The organism is Sphingomonas colocasiae (genome assembly GCF_019880585.1).
Taxonomy (GTDB): domain Bacteria; phylum Pseudomonadota; class Alphaproteobacteria; order Sphingomonadales; family Sphingomonadaceae; genus Sphingobium_A; species Sphingobium_A colocasiae.
Map to the genome: position 1 here is coordinate 96,018 of NZ_JAINVV010000010.1, position 25,325 is coordinate 121,342.

The following is a 25,325-nucleotide window of genomic DNA, read 5'->3' on the forward strand; positions in this document are numbered from 1 at the left end:
GCGACAGGTACGCCCCGCTATTGATGATGCTGCGGATGTGGGCAGACCCGATCGGGATTTCCCCCCTGTTGCCTGGTTGGCAGCCCTCATCCAGCCTCGCGTGACGAACGCCAGGTCGGCCCCTGCTCCACGCCCCCGGAGCGGGGGCCTTTGGCGTTCTGGGCCTCACGATATTGACGATCGATGCGCTGGCCGGGATGGCTCGTGAACCCGGTGGGATGGATGTGCGCGCTCGGGCCATGGTCAGGAACCGCCGATTCCCTGTGCTCATGAATTTCCGGGCCCGAATCCGGGCCGACGCATTTGAATTGACCGTTTAAGATCGATTGTCCGGAAAAATCGACCGCCCTGACCGTCAGAAACGGAAGGCGGTGCCGAGATAGACCGCCTGGCTGTCGCGGCGATTGTCGGACAGCGGCTGGAGGCGGTCACGCTCGTCCATGCGGTAACGCACGCCGGCGGTGACATCCAGATTGCGCGTCAGGCGATAGCTGCCGCCGACATCGAGCGAATAGCTCTTCTCAGGCGTGATCATATGCGGTTGCCCGCCGATGCCGCGATCGGCATCGACCTGCACGCGGCCGACCCATTTGGGTGCGACATAGCTTGCGCCCGCGCTTACGATCTCGCGACTGCCCGGTGCCAGGCCGGTATCGATCCGCGCGACGTCGCCCGAAAGCGCGAAACGCTTCCATCCGATCGAGGCGCCGAGATTATAGGCGGACGGGGTCACGCCAAGCGATGCGATCGTCGGCGCGTCGGTGCGCAGGGTAAGCGCGGAGCTCATGCCCAGCGTCACGCTCCGCGCGCGGACGGCCACGGTGACCTGGCGGCTCTTGCCCGATTCGCCCGAAGGGGTGAATCGGAAGCTCCCGCCGGACAAGGATGTCCGGGCGAGCAAGGCGGCCAGTTTCGGGTCTGCGGCGGCCGGCGTGAACGAGCCGACCCCGCCACGCGCGCTCAACGAAACCCGCGGCATTGAGCCATTTTCTGCGGTTTCACGGGCGGCGACGATCGCGGGCGACAGCAAGAGGCCGGCGACAGCGATGGCTGCGCCTATTCCTCCCAATACTGTGCGACTCGCGACCATTTGATGGGCAATCCTCTGCTTGGCTTCGCCCATATCATGCTCTCGCCGGAATTTTCCAGCGCTTCGCGTCCTTTTTTGGTCATCTGTTGCACATCGCACACAGCACGCGCCTGATCGGGCCTTGAAACCGCCGAATCGGGCCGTCAAACGCGCGCTTGCGGGCGACGCCGGAGCATCTATAACGGCCCGGTTCAAATACCCGCGTATATCAGGATTTTCACATGGCCCGCCCGTCCCGCATCGCGATCGCGATCGCCCTTGCCGCTTCGCTCTCCGCCTGCACTGCGATCAAGAAGGATCTCAGCAAGGGACTGTTCGGCATCGGTGCATCCGAAGATTCGCTGTCCGATGCCAAGCGCGCCGATCTGGCGGCGTCGAAGGTCACGACGATCGGCGTGAACAGCTATCTGTGGCGCGCCAGCCTCGACACGCTGTCCTTCATGCCGCTGCTGCAGACCGATTCGAACGGCGGTGTGATCGTGACCGACTGGTATGCCAATCCGCAGAATCCGTCGGAACGGATGAAGGTGACCGTTACCATCCTCGATCAGGATCTGCGCGCCGATGCGCTGCGCGTCTCGGCCGCGCGCCAGGTGAGCCAGGGTAGCGGCTGGGTCGATGCCCCCACCCAGGCGGCGACTGTTCAGAAGCTGGAGGAGATCATCCTCACTAAGGCGCGCGACCTGAGGCGCAGCGCGATCCAGGGATAATCCAGCTCCATGCGCTTCAACCCGCTCGCCGCGGATGCGCGCTGGCAACAGGTCTGGGACGAACGGCAGACCTTCCGCGCCGACGACGCTTCGCCGAAACCGAAATCCTATGTGCTCGAGATGTTCCCCTATCCGTCGGGGCGCATCCATATGGGCCATGTCCGCAACTATACGATGGGCGACGTGCTTGCGCGTTTCCGGCGGATGCGTGGCATGGAAGTGCTCCATCCGATGGGCTGGGACGCCTTCGGCATGCCCGCCGAAAATGCCGCGATGGAGCGCAAGGTTCATCCGGGCAGCTGGACGCGCGCCAATATCGAGGCGATGAAGGCGCAGCTCAAGCGGCTGGGCTTCGCGCTCGACTGGAGCCGCGAGCTGGCGACCTGCGAGCCCGATTATTACGGGCATGAACAGTCGCTGTTCATCGATCTGTACGAGGCGGGCCTCGTCTATCGCAAGGAATCGGCGGTCAACTGGGATCCGGTCGACCAGACCGTGCTTGCCAACGAACAGGTGATCGACGGCAAGGGCTGGCGCTCGGGCGCGCTCGTCGAGAAGCGCAAGCTCAGCCAGTGGTTCCTGAAGATCACCGACTTCGCGGACGACCTGCTCGCCGGGCTCGGCACGCTCGATCAATGGCCCGACAAGGTCCGGCTGATGCAGGAGAACTGGATCGGCAAGAGCCGCGGCATGCGGATCACCTTCCATTTCGTCGGCCGGCCCGGCGGCTTCGAGGTGTTCTCGACGCGGCCGGACACGATCTACGGCGCCAGCTTCACCGCGATCGCCGCCGATCATCCGATCGCGCAGGAATTGGCGACGCACAGCCCGCAGCTCCAGGCGTTCATCGAGGAGTGCAAGCGCACCGGCACCGCCGCCGCCGATATCGAGACCGCCGAGAAAAAGGGCTTCGACACCGGCCTGCGCGTCACGCATCCGCTCGATCCGAACCTGCACCTGCCGCTCTACGTCGCGAATTTCGTGCTGATGGAATATGGCACGGGCGCCGTGATGGGCGTGCCGGCGCACGACCAGCGCGATCTAGATTTCGCGCGGAAATATGATCTGCCCGTCGTCCGCGTCGTCGCGCCCGATGGCGATCATGGCGAGATCGGCACAGAGGCTTATACCGGCCCCGGCCGTCTGGTGAATTCGCACTTCCTGAACGGCATGGAGGTGGAAGAGGCCAAGGCCGCGGTGATCGCTCGCGCGCAGCACGAGCATTGGGGCAAGGGCACCACGGTGTGGCGGCTGCGCGACTGGGGCGTTTCGCGCCAGCGCTATTGGGGCACCCCGATCCCCTTCATCCATTGCGAAGGCTGCGGCGTGGTGCCGGTGCCCAAGAGCCAGCTTCCGGTGACCTTGCCCGATGATGTCAGCTTCGACATTCCGGGCAATCCGCTCGACCGGCATCCGACCTGGAAGCATGTCGATTGCCCGAAATGCGGCAAGCCGGCCCGGCGCGAGACCGACACGCTCGACACGTTCGTCGATTCGAGCTGGTATTTCATCCGCTTCGCCAGCCAGCCCGGCGACCGGCCGTTCGACCGCGCGACGGCGGAAAGCTGGCTGCCTGTCGGCCAGTATATCGGCGGGGTCGAGCATGCGATCCTGCACCTTCTCTATGCGCGCTTCTGGACGCGCGCGCTCCAGCGCGTCGGCCTGATCGACGTGAAGGAGCCGTTCACCGGTCTGTTCACGCAGGGCATGGTGACGCACGAGACCTACAAGGCGCCCGATGGCCGCTGGCTTGCGCCCGACGAGGTGGAGAAGCGCGACGGCCGTCTGGTCATCGTTGAGACGGGCGAGGCGGCGACGCCCGGCCGTGTCGAGAAGATGTCCAAATCGAAGCGCAACACCGTCGATCCCGGCCCGATCGTCGATCAATATGGCGCCGATGCGGTGCGCTGGTTCATGCTGTCGGACAGCCCGCCCGAGCGCGACCTGCCGTGGAGCGAGTCGGGCATCGAGGGTGCCTGGCGCTTCGTGAACCGGCTGTGGCGCCAGATCGACGGCATCGAGGATGCCGAGGGCGAGGATCGCGAACTCGATCGCAAGCTGCACAAGACGATCGCCGGCGTCGCCGAAGACGTGGAATCGCTCGGCTTCAACAAGGCTGTCGCCAAGCTTTACGAGCTGACTGGCGCGATCGAGAAGGCGAAGCCCTCGGCATCGCGTGCGAACGCGATCCGCACCATCGTGCGGCTCGTCGCCCCGATGGTGCCGCATCTGGCGGAAGAAGGCTGGGCGAAGCTGGGGCAGGACGGGCTGGTGGCCGATGCCGCCTGGCCCGATGTCGATCCCGCATTGCTCGTCGATGACGAAGTGACCATCGCCGTCCAGATCAACGGCAAGCTGCGCGACACGCTGACCGTCGCCAAGGGCACCGATCGCGCGACGCTGGAAACGCTCGCGCTCGCGGCACCCAATGTGGTCCGCCAGCTCGATGGTGCGGTGCCGAAAAAGGTGATCGTCGTGCCCGACCGGCTGGTCAATCTCGTCGCATGAGACGCGCGCGCGCCTCGCTGCTGATCGGGCCGCTGCTGCTGGCCTCGCTCACGCTGGCGGGCTGCGGATTGAGGCCGCTTTATTCGAGCGGCTCGCGCGGCGCGGTGGCGCAGGCACTTGGCGGGGTCGAGGTCGCGCCGATCGAAGGCAAGGCGGGCTGGCTGGTCCGCAACGCGCTCGTCGATCGGCTGGCCGCGATGCCGAAGGGCGCGCCCACTTATCGGCTGAAGATCGAACTCGACGACCAGATCACCGGCTTCGGCATCCGCGCCGACGATTCGGTGACGCGTGAGCGGCGGACGTTGCGGGCGCGCTATCAACTGGTTGAAGCTGGGCGGGGCACCGTCGTGCTCGACGCGACGGCGGGGTCGGACGCCGGCATCGACATCGTCAGTTCGGAATATGCGACGATCGCGGCGGAGAATACCGCGCTCGAAAACCTGTCGCAGGTGATCGCCGATCAGATCGTCGCCCGGCTCGCGCTCTATGCGCGGCGCACCGGCGAGGCGTCGCCCCCACAGCAGCCGTGAAGGCCAATAAGGGCCAGATCGAACGGGCGCTCGACGCGCCGCCCGCCGATATCCGACTGTTCCTGCTCCACGGTCCGGACGAGGCGGGCTCGCGTGCGCTGGCGGAACGGATCGAACGCGCCATGGGGCCGGAGGCCGAGCGCATCGATCTCGATTCGGCGGCGCTGAAGGGCGATCCCGCGCGGCTGGCGGACGAGGCCGCTTCGATTTCCCTGTTCGGCGGGGCGCGGCACATCCGCGTCGCTATCGCCAATGCCGATGATTGCGTGCCGGCGGTCGACGCGCTGCTCACCGCCGCCGTCGCCGGCAATCCCGTGGTCGCCATCGCCGGCGCACTCAAGGGCACGAGCGCGCTGCTCAAGCGCGCGCTGGCCGAACCAGCGATCATGGCGTTCGCCAGCTACGCGCCGGAAGGGCAGGATGCCGATCGGCTGGCCCAGGCGATGGCGCGCGATGCCGGATTGCGGCTCGCCTCGGCCGAAGTGGCGCGGCGGCTGGCCGGCGCCGCCAATAACGACCGCGCGGTGCTGGCGCGCGAGATCGAGAAGCTGGCCATCTATCTCGATGCGGCGCCCGATCGCCCCGCCGATCTCGATCATGCCGCGCTCGACGCGCTGTCGGCCGATGCCGACGAGGGCGACATGTCGCGTCTGGTCGATGCGGTGATGGGCGGTGATCCGGGGGCGGCGGCGGCGGAAATGGCGCGGCTCGGCAGCGTCGGCATCGAAGGGATTCCGCTGATCCGCGCGGTGATGAAACGCGCGCAGCTGCTTTGCCAGCTTCGCGCCGATGTCGAACAGGGCAACAGCGTCGATTCGGTGATGGCGGCGGCGGGCAAGGCGATCTTCTGGAAGGAGAAGGCGTCGATCCAGCGTCAGCTTCAGCGTTGGAACATCGATCGCCTCGCCACCGCGCAATCGCGGCTGCTGGATGCGGAGCGCGCCATGAAATCCTCGGGAACATTGGGCGTCGCCGCCGTCGAAGCGGAGTTCGTCGCGATCAGCCGCGCCGCGCAACGCGCGCGCTGACGTGTTCGGAGAGGTCCCGGGCGGCTTCGTTGTGTTTCCTGGCAATCCCGGGATCGGCTGGCGCATCGTGCGGAAAATGAGAACCGGGTTCCCTGGAAAACGATGTGACAACAAATAGCCGGGGCGAGGAAACTCGGCCGGGGCCATCAACTGCGCCATCAAATTGCTGACGCTTCAGATTGTACCCGAACCGACCAGGCTTGCCGGGAAAATCGCTTGAGGGTGAGGGCTTTCCGCCCCATCCTCTTCGCAAAGATCGCATCAGGGGATCCCTATATGTTCAAGACTTTCGCCGGCTTCGTCTCGCTTGCCGCACTCGCTGCCCCGGCCATGGCGCAGGATAAGCCCTATCAGCGCCAGGCAAGGGATATCTACGAAAAGCTGATCTCCTACCGTACCGCCAAGGATCATGGTCAGGTTCCGGCGATGGCCGCCTATATCGCCGACACGCTGAAGGCAGGCGGAGTTCCGGCCGAGGACATCGTGATCGTCCCGCACAAGGAGACCGCGGCCCTGCTGGTGCGTGTACCCGGCCGCGACCGATCGACGCGCAAGATCATGTTCTCCGCCCATATGGATGTGGTCGATGCCCGGCCCGAGGATTGGGAGCGCAGCCCGTTCAAGCTGATCGAGGAAAATGGCTATTTCTTCGGCCGTGGTACCGGTGACAACAAGCAGGGCGTTGCCGCGCTCGTCTCCACCATCCTGCGTCTGAAGGCGGACAAGGTCGTGCCCGGCCGCGCGCTCGTCTTCGCCTTTGTCGGCGATGAGGAGACCGGCATGGAGACGACCCGCCTGATCGCCGATCATGAATGGGTGAAGGGCACCGAATATGTGATCAACACCGATGCCGGGGGTGGCACGCTCGACGAGCAGGGCAAACCGACTTCCTATGGCGTCCAGGGCGCCGAGAAGACCTATGCGACATATACGCTGACCCTCCGCAACCCCGGTGGCCACAGCAGCCGGCCGCGTAACGACAATGCGATCTACGAGATGGCCGATGTCCTGAACGGCATCCGGGGGCTGAAATTCCCCGCTCAGGCCAATGAGCTGACGCGCGCCACGCTACGCCTCGCAGCCAAGTCCGCGCCCGGCGAAAAGGGGATGATGATGTCCCGCTTCGCCGAGAATCCGAAGGATACCGAAGCCGCCGCTTATCTGATGGCCGATCCCAGCGTCGCCTATGAGATCAGCACCACATGCGTCGCGACCATGGTGGATGCCGGACATGCTGAAAATGCGTTGCCGCAACGCGCGAAGGCGACCGTCAATTGCCGCATCTATCCGGGTGAGACGATCGAAGGCGTCAAGGCGCGCCTGGCGGAGGCGGCCGGCAACACCGCCGTGGCAATCGAAGTGATCGGCAATCCGGTCGTCAGCCCGGTTTCCGATCCGCGACCCGATGTCATGGCCGCGATCACCAAATCGATCCATGCCCGTTATCCCGGCATTCCGATTACGCCGTATCTGGAGGCGGGCGGCACCGACGGCATGATCTATCGCACCAAGGGCATGCCGACTTTCGCGAGTTCGGGCGTGTTCATGAAGCCCAGCGACGTCTTCTTCCACGGCCTCAACGAACGGCTGCCGGTAAAGGCCTTTTACGAAGCGATCGACCATGTCCATGATCTGGCCGTGGGTCTGAGCGGTACCCGAAAATAGGGGCGCGGCATGCGGCCCCGGATGTCGCGCGGATTGTTCGCGAAGGTTCGGTCTCGATTTCTGTCCGTACCGCCGTGCCGGATGGCCGCCGCCGTCAGCCGGACAGCAGGTGCCTGACCGTCAAACCCGGCCTGGCTGCGGCCGGCCGGGTTTATCCGGATATCCGTCAGGATTGGTCGCAATACTGCGCTGGAACCGAATCCCACGGACTCGGTTGGCTGGGGCGGCAGGATTCGAACCTGCGAATGCCGGTACCAAAAACCAGCATGTCACCATTTGACGACGTCTCAACCTTCCCGAGACCCGCAGAAATCTGCGGATTTTCCAACCTTAGCAAATGCAGAATCCGGCTGAAAGAAAAATCCTGACAGAAATCCTGACAGAATCGAGCAGATCTAAGCAGCGGTCGTTGGGCCGCCAGAGTTGGTGAATCAGATGCCGTCATGGAGCTGTCAGTCTTGCGCGACCCGCTCTCCAGCTGATGGTCCCCCGGTCTTTGAAGCTGGCGGCCTAGCTCGCCAAGATTTGCCACTGGGCGCCTGTCGGACCGGCAGGCCGGCCTTTCAGGCAGCGATGTTCCGCCAACCCGCGAGTACGGCCGAGTGGCGTTCCTTGTAGAGTTGACGGCTGACGAGGTGGCGTTCGAGGCTGAAGTGATTGCCGATACTGGCGTGGACGAAAGCGAATTTCTGCATCCCGGCACCTCTTCAGCCCCGGAGGTATCGACGCGCCACACATGATTTCGTTTCATAATTGACACGGTGTATCACTGATGGCACATGCGCTTCACGGTCAACGAACCGCTGGAGGGGATGATGGGTAATCACGGGGTTCTGTCTCAGTTGCGTGCTGCCATGGTTGGAACGGCAGGCTGGTCGGCGATCGCCGCCGCCGCCCTTTGGACGCCGACGGCATCCGCGCAGGCGGATACGAGCGCGGACGTCAGCCAGGAGGAACCGGAGGTGGTCGTCACCGGGTACGCCGCATCCATCGCGCGTGCACTCGCCAACAAGCGTTCGGCGGATGTGGTGAGCGACGGCATCGCCGCGGAGGACATCGGCAAATATCCAGAGCAGAACATTGCCGAGTCGCTTCAGCGCGTGACTGGTGTCCAGATCACCCGCACCTTGGGCGAGGGCCAGTTCCTGAGCGTGCGCGGCCTCGATCCGAAATTCACCAATACGCTCTATAACGGCCGGCAGATGCCGAGCGCTTCAGGAACCCGCGCGTTCGATTTCCAGGTGCTCACCTCGAACTTCGCGAGCCGTGTCGACGTCTACAAGTCACCGAGCGCCGACCTTATCGAGAGTGGCCTCGCGGCGACCGTCAACATGCAATCGATCGATCCGCTCTCCGTCGGCAGCCGCAAGATCGTGGTCAGCGCCGAGGGTAATTATGACCAGCAGCTCGATGGCGGCGTCGATCCCCACATCGCCGCGCTCTACAGCGATACCTTCCTCGACGGGAAGCTGGGCATCAGCGTTGCGCTCGACTGGAATGATCGTGCGTTCAACAGCCAGAACTTCAGCACCGACGGCGTCGTGCCGGACGGCACCTATGCTGGCCCCGGCACGCAATATCGCGTGTTCGGCATCCATCAGAACGATCTGGTCGGCAGCAATCGCCGCCGCAGCGCGACCGGCGCGATCCAGTTCAGGCCAACCGACAATTTCGAGATCAAGCTCGACACGATCTATTCCCGGCTCTCGCAGAAATACGACATGAGCCAAGGCAATAACTGGTACACCGGCGCCGGCGCTCTCGGTCCGTCGCCGACCAGCACATCGACGGTTGACGAGAATGGCGTGCAGACCGCCTGGCGCGGCACCAACGTCTTCGCCTGGGTCCAGGCGAACCGCTATTCGTTCTTGCAGGAAACCCACTCGACCGCGCTGTCGACCAAGCTCACGCTCGGCAACTGGGCGATCTCCGGCGAAGCCTCTTATGGCCGCGCCAAGGAGGAGGCGACGCAGACCTTCGTGTCCTGGGCCACGCGCTCGCCCGGCGCGAGCCTCTATTATGACGCCAATGTCGATCCGGGCGGCCCGCTCAGCTTCGGTTTCTACAACGGCTTCAATCCGCTCGATCCGTCGAGCTACTATTTCTTCGGCGTCCAGGGCCCCTACAAGGAGCCGACCACCGACGAGATCTGGAACGGCAAGATCGACGTCGCCCGCAATTTCGAGCGCGGCTGGCTGCGCGCGGTCAAGTTCGGCGTGAACATTCAGGAGCGGACGCTCGCGACCACGCCCAACAACATGACCAACTCGGCGGTCGGTCTTCCGGCGGACATGACCCCGTATCTGACCGTCAACCGCAACCCGAATTATTTCGCGAGCTATGACGGACCGGCGCAGTTTCCGCGTACCTTCCTGACGGTCGATCTCGACAAGCTGTTCGCCGACTACCCGCTCGACACGCTTGTGGCGCTCAACCCGCCGCAACAGGCGCTGACGCGGACCACGAGCATCACCGAAAAGTCGCAGTCCGGCTATGTCCGTTTCGATTTCGCCAGCGGCAACGATCTGTTCAAGGCCAATCTCGGCGTACGCGCCGTGCGGACCGAACAGGCCTCCTCGGGCTATATTCCGGCCCCCGGCGCGACGCTGGTCTATGGTCTGTTCGGTGGTCCGAACTCGCTGAGCTACAGCGCGGCCGACCTGCTCTCGCAGAAGCATGACTATACCTATGTCCTGCCCTCGCTGAACGCGCGCTACCAGATCGGCAACGACCTGCTCGTCCGCTTCGCGGCGGCGCGCGTGATGCAGCGGCCGGACATGAACCTGCTCGGTCAGGCGAGCAGCCCCAATGCTTCTTCCGGTCCGCCGCCTGCCGGAACGATCTGGCGCGGCACGCTGACCCGCGGCAATCCGAACCTGAAGCCCTATCTTTCCGATCAGCTCGATCTCTCGTTCGAATGGTATTTCGGTAACCAGAACATGCTTGGCGCCGCGGTCTTCCTCAAGGAAGTGAAGAACCTGGTGCTCACCAACTATAGCGACCAGAACGCGACCGTCGCGATGCATCCGAGCGGCGAGATCCGCGACATCACGCTCTCGGTCGCACAGCCGGTGAACGCGGAGACCACCACGATCAAGGGGCTCGAAATCGGCTATCAGCATGCGCTGACCTTCCTGCCGGGCTTCCTGAGCAAGACCGGGATCCGGGCGAACTGGACGCATATCTGGTATGGCTCGGTGGTGCTCAATCAGGGTTCGCCCGCCGTGCCACTCACCGGCATTTCCAGCGACACCTATAATCTGGGCGCCTATTATGACGATGGCACCTTCAGCGTGCATGCCGGCTATAATTACCGCAGCCGCTGGGTGCAGGACCCGCTGAGCTTCTTCGGGGACGGCATCTTCACCGAAGGCTATGGCCAGCTCGACCTTGCGGCCAATTACCGGATCACGCCGAACATCAGCCTCAACGCCTGGGTGATCAACGTCACCGAGTCGGCGCTGCGGCAAACCAATCGCTACGGTATCACGCGTCTCTACGAGTTGAGCGGGCGCCGTTTCACGCTCGGTGTGCGCGCCAACTTCTGACGAGCGAGAGGAGAAGATCGTGGCGGCCATCCAACCCGTGATAGACGCGCCAGCGCCGGATGATCCGGCGGCGGCTTTCGGCAATGGCAATCTGCTTTACGTGACACTGGTGAGCCTGGTGTCCGCGATGGGCGGGTTCCTGTTCGGCTATGAAACCGTCGTCATCGCCGGTGCGCTGGGGCTGGTGAAGGCGCAATTCGCCTTCGGCGCGGTGATGGAGGGATGGTTCGTCACGTCCGGCCTGTTCGGTTGCGCCGCGGGCGTGCTGATCGCGGGGCGGCTGTGCGATATCCTGGGGCGCAAGCCGGTGATGCTGATCTCGGGCCTGCTGCTCGGCCTGTGCGCGGTGGTCTGCGCGCTGGCGGGCAGCGCGGACTGGGTGATCATCGGCCGGATCATCGGCGGCCTCGGCGTCGGCGTCGCCTCGATCGTCTCGCCGCTCTATATCTCGGAGGTCGCGCCGCCCGCGATGCGCGGACGATTGGTGTCGTTGTTCCAGCTCACCATCTGCATCGGCATCGTCACCGCGATGGTGACGAACGCGGTGTTGCTCGACTTCGCGCTCGCGAGCGATGCCGCTGCGGGCACAGGGTTCTGGCATTGGCTGCTCGTCGCCGAAGCGTGGCGCGGGATGTTCCTGACGCAGCTTGTGCCTTCGATGCTGTTCTTCGGTCTCGCCCTGCTGGTGCCGGAAAGCCCGCGCTGGCTCGCACTCACCGGAAAGTCCGCGCGCGCAAGGGCAGTGCTGACCCGGCTGCGCGGCAGCGAGACGGCGGCGGACGCCGAGGCCGCGCAGATCGACCAGGCGATTCGCGCCGAACAGGTGGGGGCGGGCCAATGGTGGCGTGGCGTGCTGCGCCGGCCGCTGCTCCTGGGCGTGTTCCTGGCGGTTTTCTCGGAACTCAGCGGCATCACCGTGGTGATGTATTACGGGCCGACGATCCTGGAGCGCGCGGGCATCTCGGCTGGTTCCTCGCTCGGCGGCCATGCGGTTATCGGCGTCGTCCTTGCCAGCTTCACGGTGCTCTCCCTGTTCGTCGTCGACCGTTTCGGACGGCGGCCGGTGTTGCTCGTCGGCTGCGCCGGGGCCGGCTTGGCGCTCGCGGCGACCGGCATCTGCTTTTCGATGGGTGTGAATGACGGGGCGATCATCATCGCCTTGCTCTGCGCCTTCGTCGCCTTCTTCGCTTTCTCGCTTGGGCCGATCAAGTGGATCGTCATTTCCGAGATCTTCCCGACCAGCATCCGCGCGCGGGCGATGGGTGTCGCGACGGTGGCGGTGTGGATCACCGACATCGCGATCAACCAGGCCTTCCCGGTGGTGCGCGACAGCTTCGGCGTCTCGGCGATGTTCCTCGGCTGCGCGGTGTTCCTCGCGATCCAGTTCGTCGTGGTGCTCGCGAAGCTGCCCGAAACCCGCGGCCTGCCGCTCGAGGATATTCTGACCCTGTGGAACGGCGGCAAGGCCGGAAGGAGCGAAGCGTGAGCATGGATTTCACCGGAAAGACCGTCATCGTCACCGGCGGCGCCGGGGGGCTCGGCAAGGCCTTCTCGCTCGAATTCGCGCGGCTGGGCGCGCAGGTCGTGGTCAATGATCTCGATCCCGATGCGGGGCAGGCGCTGATCGCGGAAGCGGCGGGCCTCGACGGCGCGATCCATTTCGTGCCCGGCAGCATGGGAGAGGCCGAGACATGCGACCGGCTCGCCGCCAGGGCGGCGGAACTGGGCGGTGTCGACGTGCTTTGCAACAATGTCGGCATCCAGCCAGCGTCGAGCTACGTCCCCGCGCATGAACTCGACGATGCGATCTGGGACGCGATCCTGACGGTCAACGTCAAGTCGTTCTTCTGGATGACCAAGCGCTGCGTCCCCCAGATGCTGGCCAAGGGCGGTGGCGTCATCCTCAATACCGGCAGCGTGCAGGGCATCCAGTCGCAAAAGGGCGCGGCCGCCTATGCCGCATCGAAGGGGGCTGTGCTCTCGCTGACCCGGCAGCTCGCGCTGGAATATGCCGAGCGCAATATCCGTGTCCTGTCGATCGCGCCCGGCACCTTCGATACGCCGCTGATGCGCCAGGTCGAGGAAGGGATTGCGGACAAGACGTACATCCCCCGGCTGCGCGACGCCTATCCGATGAAGCGCTTCGGCCGGCCCGAGGAACTGGCGCGTGTCGTCGCCTTCCTCGCCAGCGACGGCGCGTCCTTCATGACCGGCGAATGCGTGACCGTCGATGGCGGGATCATGGCCCAGGGCGGCTGGGCGCAGTGACACAGATTTTCAGGAGGGATTGGGCATGAAACTGACACGGAAGGATTTTCTGCGCGGCGGTGTCGCGGTCGCGGCTGCCTCCAGCCTGCCGGTGTTGGCGGCGGGCACGCGCGGATCGGCTTCCGCTGCACCCGTGGGTGGGTCCGCGGCGCCATCGCCGCTGACGGGCATCGACACGCTCAACCCGATCATCCGTCTCTATCCTGAAAAATCGGTGTTTCGCGGCGGCGATATCCGCTTTGGGGTTGGTGAACTGGAGATGATGCTCCCGTTCCTCGGTACGGGGGAGATCGTCTGGAACTTCAACGTGACCGAGCCGGGCCGCTATCGCATCGGCCTGTGCTATTCGACGGTGAACGCGGGTCAGCCCGTGACCATCACGGTGAATGGCCGCCAGGATCTGCGGTTCGCGGCCCCGGTCACCAAGGGCTATTTCATCCCGCACCCTGAAGGGCCGGTGGAGGATCCGGGCGATCCCGATACCGACGGCTTCTGGCGCATGCGCGAATATTATCTGTTCGAGCGCAAGCCGGTGGAAGGCGAAGTCGATCTGGTGCGCGGCGTCAATGTCGTGAAGCTCCAGGTGACCGCGCCCAAGGGCAAGGAGGCCTTTCGTCTGCGTTCGGTGGAGCTGACGCCGGTGGCGAAGCTCGCCGAGGTCGAGGCCGCCACGCGGCGCCAGCGCGCCAATCGCGCCAACACCGACTGGTTCGCCGATGCCGGCTACGGCATGTGGTTCCACTTCCTCGATCTGACCACGCCGCGCAGCGGTCCGCGCAAGTCCTATGAGGAGGCCGTCAACGCGCTCGACGTGAAGAAGATCGCGAAGATGGTCGATGATTGCGGCGCGCGCTACCTGATCTGGACCGTCAATCACGGCAACCCGACCTGCCCCGCGCCGATCAAGTCGTGGGAGCGGCTGCACCCCGGCATGACCACCAGGCGGGATCTGATCATGGAACTGGCCGACGAGCTGGCGAAGTACCGGATCGAGCTGATGCTGTATCAGAACTGTCCCGGTACGGGCCGGCTGATCCAGCAGCACCAGCGCGCGATCGACACGCCGACCTTCAGCGAAGCGGAATATGCCGCGCAGTTGATCGAGGTCTTCAACGAGTTCGGCGCGCGCTATGGCGCCAAGGTGAAGGGCTGGTGGCTCGATTCCTGGTTCCAGACCATGGAAAGCTATCCCAACCTGCCCAATGAGGCGATCGATCGCGCCATCAAGAGCGGCAACAGGGACTGCATGTCCTCGTTCAACGGCTGGGCTTTTCCGAACGAGGTCGAGTGCCAGGACTATTGGTGTGGAGAAATCACCGATCTGCCCGCCAAGCCGTTCGGCGCGCGGTACCTGAAGGATGGCCCCGCCGCCGGGCTGCAGGCGCATTCGGCGATCAAGCTCGACGCGCCCTGGTTCCATGTCACCGAGAATATGGAGATGGAGCCGCCGCTCTACTCGGCGCAGCAACTGGCCGAGTATATCCGGCTCTGCCAGCGCGATCGCGCGCCGGTGACGCTGGGTGTCGGCATTTATCAGGACGGCACGATCGGCCCGAAATCCTATACGGTGCTCAAGGAACTGCGCGGGCTGATCCGCAAGGGCGGAAAGCGCGCCTGATGCATGAGCCGGCGGCGATCGTGCTTTCCCCGGCGGATAATGTGGCGGTCACCCGTCGCAATGTCCGCGCCGGGGAGGTGCTGACGATGGAAGGCGACGAGGCCGTCGCGTGCTCGGACGTGCCGCTGGGGCACAAGATCGCGCGCCGTTTCATCCCGTCGGGCGCCGAGGTGGTGAAGTACGGCATGGCGATCGGGTCCGCGACGGCGAATGTCCAGCCCGGCGAGTGGGTCCACCTCCACAATCTGAAGAGCAATTATATTTCCACCCATACCCGGGACGCGAGGGCACGTTCATGATCATCGGCGACGGCTATCTTCGAGCCGACGGCCGCAAGGGCATCCGCAACGTCGTCGCGGTCGTCTATCTCGTCGAATGCGCGCATCATGTCGCGCGCCGCGTCGTGGATCGGGCGGATGATCCGGATGTGCATCTGCTGGGTTTTCCGGGCTGCTATCCCAATGATTATGCGCTGCGCATGATGAAGGCGCTGGCGACCCATCCCAATGTGGGCGGAGCGGTGCTGGTTTCCCTGGGCTGCGAGGGGTTCGACCGCGAGGGCTTGTCCGCCAGCATCGTCGCCAGTGGGCGCCCGGTCGAGACGGTGGTGATTCAGGAGGCGGGCGGCACCCGCTCTGGAATCGACTCCGCGCTGCAGGCGGTGCGGCGCGTGCAGGCGGAAATGCGGGTGCTCGAGATGCGTGTGCCGATGCACATGTCGGAACTGTCGATCGGCACAATCTGCGGCGGATCGGACGGGACAAGCGGGATCGCGGCCAATCCGGCGGTGGGACGTGCCTTCGATCGACTGATCGATGCGGGCGCTACCTGCATCTTCGAGGAGACGGGGGAGATGATCGGGTGCGAGGGGGCGATGGGCATTCGCGCCGCCAATGCGCAGGTTGCCGAGGCGATCCGGATCTCGATCGAGAATGCCGAAAACTACTATCGCGCGATGGGCTATGGCAGTTTCTCGCCCGGCAATGCCGAGGGCGGGCTCTCGACCCTGGAGGAGAAGTCGGCGGGCGCCTATGTGAAGTCGGGCAGCCGGCCGATCGACGGCGTGATCCGTCCGACGCAGCAGCCCGACCTGCCCGGCCTCTATCTGCTCGATGTCGTCCCGGCCGAACCGCCGCGCTTCGGCTTTCCGAATATTTCGGACAATGCCGAGATCGTCGAGCTGATGTCGTGTGGGGCCCATCTGACGCTGTTCACCACCGGGCGCGGCTCGGTGGTCGGCTCGGCGATCGCCCCCGTGATCAAGATCACCGGCAATCCCGAGACCTACGCGAAAATGCGGGACGACATGGACGTCGATGCCGGACGCATCATGCTGGGCGAAGCGACCCTCGACGATCTCGGCACCGAATTGTTCGATCTGGTGCTCGCGGTCGCGCGTGGCGGGCAAACCAAGTCGGAGGCGTTGGGCCACCGAGAATTCATCCTGGGCTACAAGTCGATCGAAGCGGTCGGCCCGGCCTGTCATCCAAGGGGAAATCGATGACCCGGCTAGCGGGCAAGACCGCGCTTGTCACCGGCGCGGGGCAGGGGATCGGCCGCCACGCGGCGCGGCTTTTCGCGAGCGAGGGGGCCACGGTGCTGGCCAGCGACCGCAATGCGGACGCGCTGGACGGACTGGACGATTGCCTGCCCGTGGTCCTCGACGTGACCGACGCCGCGGCGATCGACGCGTTGCGGGACCGCATCGATGGGGTCGATATCCTGTTCAACTGCGCGGGGGTGGTCGTCGGCGGAACCGTACTTGATTGCTCCGATCGGGATTGGTCGCTTTCGCTCGACGTCAATGTGACCGCGATGTTCCGCCTGATCCGCGCCTTCCTGCCTGCGATGCTGGAGCGCGGTGGCGGATCGATCATCAACATGGCCTCGGTCGTCGGCGCGCCCAAGGGGGCACCCAATCGCTGCGCCTACGGCATGTCCAAGGCGGCGGTGGTCGGGCTGACCAAGTCGGTCGCGGCCGACTATGTGACGCGGGGAATCCGGTGCAACGCGATCTGCCCCGGCACGATCGAGACACCTTCGCTGCACGACAGGCTGCGCGAGACCGGCGATTTCGACGCCGCGCTGGCGGCGTTCAAGGCTCGCCAGCCAATGGGGCGGCTCGGGCAGGCGGGGGAGATCGCCGCGCTCGCGCTCTACCTCGCCTCGGACGAATCCGCGTTCATGACCGGGCAGAGCATCCTGGTCGATGGTGGCTGGTCGATCTGATCCGATCACGAGAAGAGAGGGGACCTGACGATGACGAAAATAGTTCAAGCCGGCCTCGGCTCGCTTCTGGGGGCGTTGCTGGTCGTGGGCATGGCACCCGCGATGGCGCAGGCACAGACGCGCGACCTCAACGTAAAGGTCGATTGCGGCGCGAAGGGTGACGGCGCCGCGGACGATACTGACAAGATCCAGGCCTGCATCAACCGCGCGGCGGGAAGCGGTCAGGCGGTGTATCTGCCCACCGGTGCCTACCGGATCACCGGCCAGCTCCGGATCGCCAACAACAACACCACCCTCTACGGCACCAGCAGCGCCACCACCACGATCGTCCAGACCAACGGCAGCGCGCACATCCTCCACATCTCGAACGACGGCAATCCGATCGACAAGATCCAGATCCGCGACATGGAGATGATCTATTCGACGCCCAACCCCACCGGCTTCGGCATCCTGTGCGACAATTGCTGGCGCACCTATTTCCAGCAGCTCAACATCGGTCGCGCCGCCACCGACGCGTTCATGAGCACCGGCATCTGGGTGAATGACGGCAATCAGGTGTTCGTGCAGGACAGCGTGATCACCTATGCCAGCAAGCAAAGCCTCTACTTCACCGAGGTCGGGGATGTGTTCCTGTCGGACGTCGAGATCAATCAGTATGACGACAGCACCAGCTCGGCGGGCGCCGTCTTCGATACCGGGGTTGGCGGCATCTATGCGATCAACGTGAACGTCACCGGCGGGCACACCGGCTTCCTGTTTCAGAACACGCAGAAGAAGGTGCCGCCGAATTTCGGATTCTTCACCAATTGCCTGGCCGACACGTTGAACGGGGTCGGCTGGAACTTCCAGTCGGCCCAGTCCATGCGGCTGACCAACAGTTGGTCGGCGACCGCCGCCGTATACGGTATTCAGGTGAAGGATGCCGATGGCCTCAGCATCACGGATTCGCGCATCTACAATAATGGCGCGGACGGAATTCTGGTCGAGAAGGGCGCGAAGAACCTGACGATCAAGGATTCGACGATCACCGGCAATTCACGCGGCGCGCCAAGGCGCTATTACGGCGTCAACGTCGCGGCGGGCGTTAGCGATTTCCAGATCATGGGCAACATGATCGGGCAGGCGGACGGCTTCGGCAACCATCAGGCCTACGGCATCCATATCGCGCCGGGCGCGACCGACAATTACATGATCGTCGGCAACGAGATGCGCCGCAATCTGGCCGGTGGGCTTGAGAATGGCGCGACCGGCGTCAACAAGGTCGTCGCGAACAACCTCTGAGGGAAGCCCGGGCATGCACGTCGTCGATACCCATGCGCATTTCTGGGATGTCGATCGGCTGCACTATCCGTGGATCGAGCCCGGATCACCGTTCGACCGGAGCTTTCACCTGGCGGACTACCAGCGGGCATCCGCCGGGGTTCCGGTCAAACGGATGGTCTTCGTCGAATGCGATGCGCACGCCCGATGTTCCCTGGACGAAGCGCGATGGGTGGCGGGCCTCGCGGAGACCGATCCGCGCATCCAGGGCATCGTCGCGCGCTGCTCGCTGCTCGACGATGCCGCCGGCGAGACGCTCGACGCACTCGTCGCGATGCCGCTGGTGCGCGGCGTACGGGACAATATCCAGAACAACCCGCCCGGCTTCGCCCTGAGGGACCGCTTCGTCGCCGGCGTACGTGCGGTGCACCGACATGGCCTGCATTTCGAGCTGTGCCTCAAGCACAGCCAGTTCGACGAGACGATCGAACTGGTCCGGCGGTGCCCGGATGGCGCGTTCGTCCTCGATCATTGCGCCAAGCCGGGCATCGCCGATGCCATGCGCGAGCCCTGGGCCACGCGGATGCGTGACATGGCGGCGTTGCCCAACGTGGTCTGCAAGATCTCCGGCCTGATCACGGAAGCCGACTGGACGGGCTGGGTGCCCGACGAGATCCTGTGGTACGCCCGCACCGCCGCCGAGGCGTTCGGGCATGATCGGATCATGTTCGGCAGCGACTGGCCGGTCAGCGAAGTGGCGGGGGGCTATATGGCATGGTTCAGGCTCGCCGATGCGCTCACCGCCAACTGGAGCGCGATGGACAGGGACAAATTCTTTCGCCGTAACGCCGAGCGCGTCTACCGGCTTTGAGACGCAATCGCATCAGCCATTGCCCTTTCGCTCGCATGATGCCTAAGTCGTCCGGCGTCAGATTTGCATATCCGGTGCCGCGAGAGAGAGAAGCAGAGAATGCCCAACGGTAAGACGAAGGAGAAGGGGACCGCGTATCACGCGCCCGCGCTGGAAAAGGGCCTCGATATTCTGGAACTGCTGTCGAGCGCGCCGCGCCCGATGGGTTTGTCGGAGATTTCGCAAGCGGTCGGACGTTCGAAGAGCGAGATCTTTCGCATGCTGCATGTTCTCGAGCGGCGACGCTATCTGGAGCGGGCGCCCGGCACCGATCATTATCTGCTGACCAACCACCTGTTCCTGCTCGGAATGGAGCGGCCGCCGCTCAAGGGGCTGCTCGAAATCGCGATGCCGATGATGCACGAACTGGCGGATTCGACGCAGCAATCCTGCCATCTGGTCGTACCGTCCGAAGATTCGATGGTGGTCATCGCCCGCATCGATCCGCCCGCGGATCTCGGGCTTGTCGTTCGTATCGGGCACCGTCGTCCAATTCTCGCCGCCACCTCGGGCCTTGTGCTGACCGCGTTCCAGTTGCCGGTGGTGCAGGCGCGCTGGTTCGAAGACTACGGCGCCGACATGTCCGCCAAGGCGCGCCGGGATCTCGAAGTCAAGCTGGAGGACATCAGGTCGGCGGGCTTCGCGGCGATCGACAGCTCGGTCGTGCCGGGCATCACCGACGTGTCCGCGCCCGTCATGCAGAACGGCGTCGCGGTGGCGGCGCTGACCATTCCCTATATGAAGCGCGCCGGCGTTCCGGTTTCACCGGCGGAAGCGGCGAAAATGATCCGCAGCACGGCGGATGCGATCTCGAGCCGGTTGTGATCGCATCCGCCGTGCTGCGGGATAGTCAGAGCGTTTCCACGATGAGCGGAAACGCTCTGGTCTTTTGCGGCCACATCTTGCGAGCCGTCGACCGTAAACGGTCGACGCGATAATGCTCTAGCCGCGCACGTCCTGTCGCTGGCTGCCGAGCCGATCGATGCCCAACTCGATGACGTCGCCGGAGCGAAGATACCAGGGCTCAGGCTTTTGCCCCAGGCCGACGCCGGGGGGCGTTCCGGTGGTGATGATGTCGCCGGGCAACAGCGTCATGAATTGAGAGATATAGGACACCAGATTGGCGACGCCGAAGATCATCGTCGCGGTGTTGCCCGTCTGCACCCGCTTGCCGTTGATATCGAGCCACATCGACAGCGCCTGAGGGTCTCCCGCTTCGTCCGCCGTCACCAGCCAGGGGCCGACCGGGCCAAAGGTCGGGCAGCCCTTGCCCTTGTCCCAGGTGCCGCCGCGTTCCAGCTGATATTCGCGTTCGGACAGGTCGTTGACGACGCAATAGCCGGCGACATGGTCGAGCGCATCCGCCTCGCTGACATAGGAGGCCGTGGTGCCGATCACCACGCCCAGCTCGACCTCCCAGTCGGTCTTGGTCGATCCGCGCGGAATGACGACGGGGTCGTTCGGTCCCTGGATGCAACTCACGCCCTTGGTGAAGAGGATGGGCTCGGACGGGATCGGCATGCCGGATTCGGCGGCGTGATCCGAATAGTTGAGGCCCACCGCGATGAACTGCCGCGTGCCGGCGAAAGGCACGCCAAGTCGTGCGCCTGCCGGCACAACGGGCAGTGCGTGCACATCGATCGCGGCGATCGCGCGCAGCGTTTCCGGCGCGAGCTGGTCGGGGCCGAAATCGGCGATGTGCGACGAAAGATCGCGGACATTTCCGTCAGGGTCGACGATACCGGGGCGTTCCGCTCCCGCTTCGCCATGGCGGCATAATTTCATGGGTTTCTCCGTTGCAAGACTGGTGGATGAAAGCTGGTGCGATCAGCGAGACTCGCCGTGGTTCCTCAACCGCGATGTGCGGCCGATGCCGGGGTTGAACAGGTTCGCGGGGTCGAGCGAGCGGTAGAAGCGCGCGAGCTCGGGCGCGGCGTCATACGCATGGCCGACATTGTGTTCGGCCGGGTAGCGCGCGCCGCGCGCATCGAGCCCCGTCAGCATCGCCGCCTTGATCGCGGCGGGATCCGCGCCCTTCGCCAGGACATAGTCCTGATGCAGGACGTGGCACAGGAAGTGGCCATAATAGATGCGATGCACGATCTGGCGCTCGATATCGGGGGGCAATGTCTCGAACCATTGATCGTCGTTGCGCCGTAGCGCGATATCGAGCGAGAGGCCTCCCGCGACCCGCTTTGCATTGACCGCCTGATAGCGGATCGCGGCGCCGGCGATCACGAACCGGTGCAGAAACGCTTTCGCGCTTTCTTCGGGCGTGCATTCGAAACTGTCACCATCGGCCGTGGCAGCCCAGTCGCCGAGCAGCGCGCGTATCTCCGGCACCGCCTCCGCCGACACTTTGAGCAGCAGGTGATGCTCGAAGCGGTCGCGCCAGTGGCGCAGTCGCGCGGGCAGGTGATCGCGCATCAGTTTTCCGGCGGCATGCAGCAGGCGGTCGGCCAGATTGGCCGGCAGCCACCCGTCGACCCGGTTCTTGATCGCGAAGAACCTTGGCAAACGATCGGTGCCGATCCGTTCGATGAGCAGGAACTGATCCTTGCCATAGGTATCCGCGAGGTCGAACGCCTCCCGGTGCAGATACTCGGCCGCGATCGGCAGCATTGCGCAATCGCTCAGGATGTGGCGGCGCAGCGCCCCCAGCGCGGCTGGATCGTTGCAGCCGATATAGAAGGTGCGCGTGTCGGTCTCGGCCTCGAATGTATCGAGGCGCACGGCGAATATGGCGAGCTTGCCCGCCGATCCAGAGGCTTCGTGCAGGCATCGCGGATCGGCATTGTGCCGGGCCGGGGTCGCGGCCTCGATGTCGCGAACGCGCGCCGCATAGCCCGTGTCGCTCGCGGATCGGCCGTCTTCCCGAACGGTCGCCGGGTCGAACGCACCTGTCTCCAGCCGTTCGAGCATCGTCACGGCATCCTCTCCCAGATCGATGCCGAGGTGATTGACGAGTTCGATCCCGCCATTCCCGGTCGAGCGCGCGAACAGCGCATATTCGGTGAAGGCGGTGCCGCGCCGCACCAGCGATCCACCCGAATTGTTGCAGACGCCGCCGACCACCGAAGCGCCGAAACAGGATGATCCGATCGTCGAGTGCGGCTCCCGTCCGAGCGGATGCAGCACCCGCTCGAGTTCGTGCAGTGTCGCGCCCGGCAGGCACACGACTTGTCGCCCATCGTCGATTGGAACTATGCCCTTGAGGCGTCGTGTGCTGATGACGACCGCCGGCCGGTCATAACCGCCGGGCGCCGGGGTAGAGCCGCCGGTGAGGCCGGTATTGGCCGCCTGCATGATGATCGCGACGTCGGATCGGACGCACAGCTCAAGGCAGCGCCACAGCTCGACCAGCGAGCCTGGCCTGACGACCGCCAGCGCGTCGCCGACGCCGGCGCGAAATCCGGTACGATAGAAACGGGTCGCGGCGGCGCGGGTCAGCAAATGCCCGCGCCCGACGATTCCGGACAGCGCGTCGGCGAGGGCGTTCGCCTGTCCATTGCTGGTCGCCATCATCCTCTCTCTTTCACTTGCGTGTCATATATAGAATGATATCCTACTAATGGAATACAAAAGATGGGGGACGGATAATGGCGGAGCTTCGATCGGCGCGGGCGATGCTGGTGATGTGCGCGATGCTCGGGGCAGCGGCGGGAGCACAGACCGTCGGCTCCGACGGTACCGTGCACGTGCCGGCGATCTCGATTCCCGAATCGGCGCTGCTGAGCGCGGAGACACGGGCTCAGCTCGATCGCCAACGCAATCCGCCGCCGGCGTCCATGCCCGGCGGGGCGCCACGCACCTGTCCGTCGATGGCCGGCGCGCCGTCGGCCCGGATACCCGAAATCCGCGCCTGCGAGGCGGAAGCCTTTTATGAATCGCCAGCCTATGCCCGATTGAAGGCGCTGTACGATGTCGTGATCGACCAGCGGTCGATCGGCGGTGTTCCGGTCGAGACTTTCACGCCGGGAAACGGCGTCACCGCGAAGAACCGCACGCGCGTGCTGATCAATCTGCACGGCGGCGCTTTCCTTGGTGGAGCGCGGACCCTGAGCAGGGTCGAATCGATGCCGATCGCCGCGTTGGGCCGGATCAAGGTTATCAGCATCGACTATCGTCAGGGGCCGGATTTCACCTTTCCCGCCGCCAGTGTTGACGTCGTCGCGGTCTATCGCGAACTGCTCAAGGAATATTCGCCGGGCGACATCGGAATCTATGGATGTTCGGCTGGCGGGCTGCTGACCGCGCAAAGTGTCGCGCGGTTGATCGAGGAGCGGCTGCCGCTGCCGGCGGCGATCGGTATGTTGTGCGAGGGCGGAGTGTACTGGACGGAGGGCGACTCTTCGCGGTTCGTCCATGACACCTCGCAACACACCATCGCGACCAACCCCTATTTCAAGGGGACGAGCGCAAGCGATCCAATGGCCTTTCCGGCGCGCTCCGATGCATTGCTGGCCAGATTCCCTCCGACCTTGCTGGTATCGAGCACCCGCGATTTCGCGCTGAGCTCGACCGTCTACACGCATTCCCGCCTGGTCGCGCGGAAGGTCGAGGCCGAGCTGCATATATGGGAAGGCCTGCCGCATGCATTCCATATGGATCCGGACCTTCCGGAGTCCAAAGAGGTCTATTCGGTCATCGTGCGCTTTTTCGACCGAAGGCTTGGGAAGCGGCTGTGACGCGGCTTCGCCGACCGCTCATCCGGCAACGGTTTCCGCGATTCTGAAAACCGCCGATCCCGCTGCACGCCGCCCGTTCAGAGCGGCTGCGCATAGTCCCGCAGCGCCTGTTCCGTCGGCGTGCATCCGGCCCCCGGCGTTTCCGGGAGCGCATAGGCGCCGTCCGTGACCAGGATGGGTTCGGCGAAGCAGTCGCGTATCCAGGGGATATATTCGAGCATCGTCGTGGCCGGGTGCCAGAACGAAAGATGGACATGGACCTGCCCCATGTCGCCGACATGCGCGACCACGGGCCGACGACGGCCATGCGCGGCATCCGCGACGCGGATATATTCGGTGATGCCGCCAAGGCGCGTCACATCCGGCTGAACATAATGGACCGCGTCCATGTCCAGAAATGTCTGGAAAGCGTCCGCCGTATAAAGCTGTTCGCCAAGTGCGATCGGCACTGACGCGGATGCCGCGAGCTCGGCGTGCGCGTGTACGTCATCGTACCACATCGGCTCTTCGATCCAGACTATGTCGAGGCCTTGCGCGCGCCCGCAAAACCGCTTGCAGGTTGGCAGGTCCCATTTGCCGTTGGCATCGACCGCGATGGTGACAGTGTCGCCCAGTCGCGCGCGGACCGCTTCGATGCGCCCGATGTCGATCATCGGTTCGGCGTGCCCCACTTTGAGTTTGATCCGCTTGAAACCGTCCTCCTCCACCGCCTTGGCGCAACCGCTCACGAGTTTGTCCCTGGTGATGGAGAGCCAGCCGACATCGGTATTATAGGCCTCCAGCCGCGCGCTCGTCGCGCCGCCCAGCATCTTCCACAGCGGCATCCCGGCCCGTTTCGCGCGGAGGTCCCACAGGGCGATATCGAGCGCCGCCAGCGCCAGATGAACGATGCCCGCGCGCCCAACCCATTGGATCGGCGGATAGCGCGCGAGCTTCAGCCAGAGCCGCTCGCCATCCATCGCGTCTTCGCCTTCGAGCAGCGGCGCATAACAGTCGCGGATACAGGCTGTGATCAATCGGTCCGAAGCCAGATGCGCATGCGTGCCGGTGAAGCCATATCCCGTCAGCCCGTCGCTGGTGGTGATGCGCGCGCCCACAATACCCCAATGCGAAATGCTATTGGTCGAATCCGAGATCGCGCCGCGCGCGATCGGCGCGTGGAGAATAAATGGCTCAACGGACTGAATTCGCATGGCATCCCCTTCCGGTCGCCGCCGGGACCTGGTGGCGAGAGCGGCCGCACCCCTTGGCGCGCGACCTGCGATGTTTCATT

Annotated in this window: 21 protein-coding genes; 16 read left to right on the forward strand and 5 right to left on the reverse strand. The window is 64.7% G+C overall.

All coding sequences use genetic code 11. The annotated features are described in order from the left end of the window. Positions 1 to 355 precede the first annotated feature (355 nt). On the reverse strand, positions 356 to 979 hold the full coding sequence (locus K7G82_RS21465; RefSeq protein ID WP_246623772.1) for a porin: 624 nt from the start codon (positions 977 to 979) through the stop codon (positions 356 to 358). A gap of 332 nt (positions 980 to 1,311) precedes the next feature. On the opposite strand from K7G82_RS21465, the gene K7G82_RS21470 reads away from it, so the two are divergent. The 5 genes from K7G82_RS21470 to K7G82_RS21490 all read left to right on the forward strand — a co-directional run bounded on the left by K7G82_RS21470 (position 1,312) and on the right by K7G82_RS21490 (position 7,531). Continuing rightward, positions 1,312 to 1,800, forward strand: coding sequence for a DUF3576 domain-containing protein (locus K7G82_RS21470; RefSeq protein WP_222991998.1), 489 nt, complete (start codon positions 1,312 to 1,314; stop codon positions 1,798 to 1,800). A 9-nt stretch (positions 1,801 to 1,809) separates the two neighbouring features. Next, complete coding sequence (gene leuS, locus K7G82_RS21475) at positions 1,810 to 4,308, forward strand: leucine--tRNA ligase (RefSeq protein ID WP_222991999.1); 2,499 nt, start codon at positions 1,810 to 1,812, stop codon at positions 4,306 to 4,308. After that, on the forward strand, positions 4,305 to 4,838 hold the full coding sequence (gene lptE / locus K7G82_RS21480; RefSeq protein ID WP_222992000.1) for an LPS assembly lipoprotein LptE: 534 nt from the start codon (positions 4,305 to 4,307) through the stop codon (positions 4,836 to 4,838). Before leuS ends, lptE begins: the two co-directional genes overlap by 4 nt. Beyond that, positions 4,835 to 5,866, forward strand: coding sequence for a DNA polymerase III subunit delta (gene holA / locus K7G82_RS21485; RefSeq protein ID WP_222992001.1), 1,032 nt, complete (start codon positions 4,835 to 4,837; stop codon positions 5,864 to 5,866). The genes lptE and holA overlap by 4 nt, the downstream gene beginning before the upstream one ends. Positions 5,867 to 6,142: 276 nt before the next feature. Beyond that, positions 6,143 to 7,531, forward strand: coding sequence for a M20/M25/M40 family metallo-hydrolase (locus K7G82_RS21490; protein ID WP_222992002.1), 1,389 nt, complete (start codon positions 6,143 to 6,145; stop codon positions 7,529 to 7,531). Between the two features lie 563 nt (positions 7,532 to 8,094). Here K7G82_RS21490 and K7G82_RS30075 read toward each other — a convergent pair. After that, positions 8,095 to 8,226 (reverse strand): hypothetical protein, encoded by a 132-nt coding sequence (locus tag K7G82_RS30075; RefSeq protein ID WP_281423043.1) that lies wholly within the window; start codon positions 8,224 to 8,226, stop codon positions 8,095 to 8,097. Positions 8,227 to 8,385: 159 nt separating this feature from the next. Between K7G82_RS30075 and K7G82_RS21495 the strand changes: the two genes are divergently transcribed. From K7G82_RS21495 to K7G82_RS21540, 10 genes are all read left to right on the forward strand, one after another. Further along, on the forward strand, positions 8,386 to 11,079 hold the full coding sequence (locus K7G82_RS21495) for a TonB-dependent receptor (RefSeq protein WP_222992003.1): 2,694 nt from the start codon (positions 8,386 to 8,388) through the stop codon (positions 11,077 to 11,079). Positions 11,080 to 11,098: 19 nt separating this feature from the next. Continuing rightward, entirely contained in the window at positions 11,099 to 12,565 is a 1,467-nt protein-coding gene (locus K7G82_RS21500) for a sugar porter family MFS transporter (protein WP_222992004.1), read from the forward strand. Positions 12,566 to 12,567: 2 nt separating this feature from the next. Then, positions 12,568 to 13,347, forward strand: a complete 780-nt coding sequence (locus tag K7G82_RS21505) for an SDR family NAD(P)-dependent oxidoreductase (protein WP_246623780.1) — start codon at positions 12,568 to 12,570, stop codon at positions 13,345 to 13,347. Positions 13,348 to 13,372: 25 nt separating this feature from the next. After that, positions 13,373 to 14,965, forward strand: coding sequence for an alpha-L-fucosidase (locus tag K7G82_RS21510; protein ID WP_222992006.1), 1,593 nt, complete (start codon positions 13,373 to 13,375; stop codon positions 14,963 to 14,965). Then, positions 14,965 to 15,264 carry a UxaA family hydrolase gene (locus tag K7G82_RS21515; protein ID WP_222992007.1) on the forward strand — a complete coding sequence of 100 codons (300 nt, stop codon included), beginning with the start codon at positions 14,965 to 14,967 and terminating at the stop codon, positions 15,262 to 15,264. Before K7G82_RS21510 ends, K7G82_RS21515 begins: the two co-directional genes overlap by 1 nt. A gap of 2 nt (positions 15,265 to 15,266) precedes the next feature. Beyond that, a complete protein-coding gene (locus K7G82_RS21520) occupies positions 15,267 to 16,469 on the forward strand; it encodes a UxaA family hydrolase (protein ID WP_222992036.1) in 1,203 nt (400 codons plus the stop codon). Next, on the forward strand, positions 16,466 to 17,194 hold the full coding sequence (locus K7G82_RS21525; protein WP_222992008.1) for an SDR family oxidoreductase: 729 nt from the start codon (positions 16,466 to 16,468) through the stop codon (positions 17,192 to 17,194). The genes K7G82_RS21520 and K7G82_RS21525 overlap by 4 nt, the downstream gene beginning before the upstream one ends. A 30-nt stretch (positions 17,195 to 17,224) precedes the next feature. Then, the gene (locus tag K7G82_RS21530; protein WP_222992009.1) at positions 17,225 to 18,475 is read left to right on the forward strand and encodes a right-handed parallel beta-helix repeat-containing protein; all 1,251 of its coding nucleotides are present in this window, start codon (positions 17,225 to 17,227) and stop codon (positions 18,473 to 18,475) included. A 13-nt stretch (positions 18,476 to 18,488) separates the two neighbouring features. Continuing rightward, positions 18,489 to 19,325, forward strand: coding sequence for an amidohydrolase family protein (locus K7G82_RS21535; RefSeq protein ID WP_222992010.1), 837 nt, complete (start codon positions 18,489 to 18,491; stop codon positions 19,323 to 19,325). Positions 19,326 to 19,424: 99 nt separating this feature from the next. Further along, entirely contained in the window at positions 19,425 to 20,189 is a 765-nt protein-coding gene (locus tag K7G82_RS21540; protein WP_222992011.1) for an IclR family transcriptional regulator, read from the forward strand. Positions 20,190 to 20,306: 117 nt separating this feature from the next. Here K7G82_RS21540 and K7G82_RS21545 read toward each other — a convergent pair whose 3' ends face one another. Further along, complete coding sequence (locus K7G82_RS21545; RefSeq protein ID WP_222992012.1) at positions 20,307 to 21,149, reverse strand: fumarylacetoacetate hydrolase family protein; 843 nt, start codon at positions 21,147 to 21,149, stop codon at positions 20,307 to 20,309. A gap of 42 nt (positions 21,150 to 21,191) precedes the next feature. Then, positions 21,192 to 22,886, reverse strand: coding sequence for a D-lactate dehydrogenase (dld, locus tag K7G82_RS21550; protein ID WP_222992013.1), 1,695 nt, complete (start codon positions 22,884 to 22,886; stop codon positions 21,192 to 21,194). Between the two features lie 77 nt (positions 22,887 to 22,963). On the opposite strand from dld, the gene K7G82_RS21555 reads away from it, so the two are divergent. Next, positions 22,964 to 24,052: an alpha/beta hydrolase gene (locus K7G82_RS21555; protein WP_246623774.1), complete on the forward strand. Its 1,089-nt coding sequence runs from the start codon at positions 22,964 to 22,966 to the stop codon at positions 24,050 to 24,052. 77 nt (positions 24,053 to 24,129) lie between these two features. Here K7G82_RS21555 and K7G82_RS21560 read toward each other — a convergent pair whose 3' ends face one another. Beyond that, a complete protein-coding gene (locus tag K7G82_RS21560; protein WP_222992014.1) occupies positions 24,130 to 25,245 on the reverse strand; it encodes a mandelate racemase/muconate lactonizing enzyme family protein in 1,116 nt (371 codons plus the stop codon). Positions 25,246 to 25,325: the final 80 nt, after the last annotated feature.

Excerpts from the sequence above, each read along its gene's own strand:
- K7G82_RS21465 (WP_246623772.1), bottom strand. The coding sequence starts at position 979 with ATGCCGCGGGTTTCGTTGAGCGCGCGTGGCGGGGTCGGCTCGTTCACG.
- K7G82_RS21470 (WP_222991998.1), top strand. The coding sequence starts at position 1,312 with ATGGCCCGCCCGTCCCGCATCGCGATCGCGATCGCCCTTGCCGCTTCG.
- leuS (WP_222991999.1), top strand. The coding sequence starts at position 1,810 with ATGCGCTTCAACCCGCTCGCCGCGGATGCGCGCTGGCAACAGGTCTGG.
- lptE (WP_222992000.1), top strand. The coding sequence starts at position 4,305 with ATGAGACGCGCGCGCGCCTCGCTGCTGATCGGGCCGCTGCTGCTGGCC.
- K7G82_RS21490 (WP_222992002.1), top strand. The coding sequence starts at position 6,143 with ATGTTCAAGACTTTCGCCGGCTTCGTCTCGCTTGCCGCACTCGCTGCC.
- K7G82_RS30075 (WP_281423043.1), bottom strand. The coding sequence starts at position 8,226 with ATGCAGAAATTCGCTTTCGTCCACGCCAGTATCGGCAATCACTTCAGC.
- K7G82_RS21495 (WP_222992003.1), top strand. The coding sequence starts at position 8,386 with ATGGTTGGAACGGCAGGCTGGTCGGCGATCGCCGCCGCCGCCCTTTGG.
- K7G82_RS21505 (WP_246623780.1), top strand. The coding sequence starts at position 12,568 with ATGGATTTCACCGGAAAGACCGTCATCGTCACCGGCGGCGCCGGGGGG.
- K7G82_RS21510 (WP_222992006.1), top strand. The coding sequence starts at position 13,373 with ATGAAACTGACACGGAAGGATTTTCTGCGCGGCGGTGTCGCGGTCGCG.
- K7G82_RS21515 (WP_222992007.1), top strand. The coding sequence starts at position 14,965 with ATGCATGAGCCGGCGGCGATCGTGCTTTCCCCGGCGGATAATGTGGCG.
- K7G82_RS21525 (WP_222992008.1), top strand. The coding sequence starts at position 16,466 with ATGACCCGGCTAGCGGGCAAGACCGCGCTTGTCACCGGCGCGGGGCAG.
- K7G82_RS21530 (WP_222992009.1), top strand. The coding sequence starts at position 17,225 with ATGACGAAAATAGTTCAAGCCGGCCTCGGCTCGCTTCTGGGGGCGTTG.
- K7G82_RS21535 (WP_222992010.1), top strand. The coding sequence starts at position 18,489 with ATGCACGTCGTCGATACCCATGCGCATTTCTGGGATGTCGATCGGCTG.
- K7G82_RS21540 (WP_222992011.1), top strand. The coding sequence starts at position 19,425 with ATGCCCAACGGTAAGACGAAGGAGAAGGGGACCGCGTATCACGCGCCC.
- K7G82_RS21545 (WP_222992012.1), bottom strand. The coding sequence starts at position 21,149 with ATGAAATTATGCCGCCATGGCGAAGCGGGAGCGGAACGCCCCGGTATC.
- dld (WP_222992013.1), bottom strand. The coding sequence starts at position 22,886 with ATGGCGACCAGCAATGGACAGGCGAACGCCCTCGCCGACGCGCTGTCC.
- K7G82_RS21555 (WP_246623774.1), top strand. The coding sequence starts at position 22,964 with ATGGCGGAGCTTCGATCGGCGCGGGCGATGCTGGTGATGTGCGCGATG.
- K7G82_RS21560 (WP_222992014.1), bottom strand. The coding sequence starts at position 25,245 with ATGCGAATTCAGTCCGTTGAGCCATTTATTCTCCACGCGCCGATCGCG.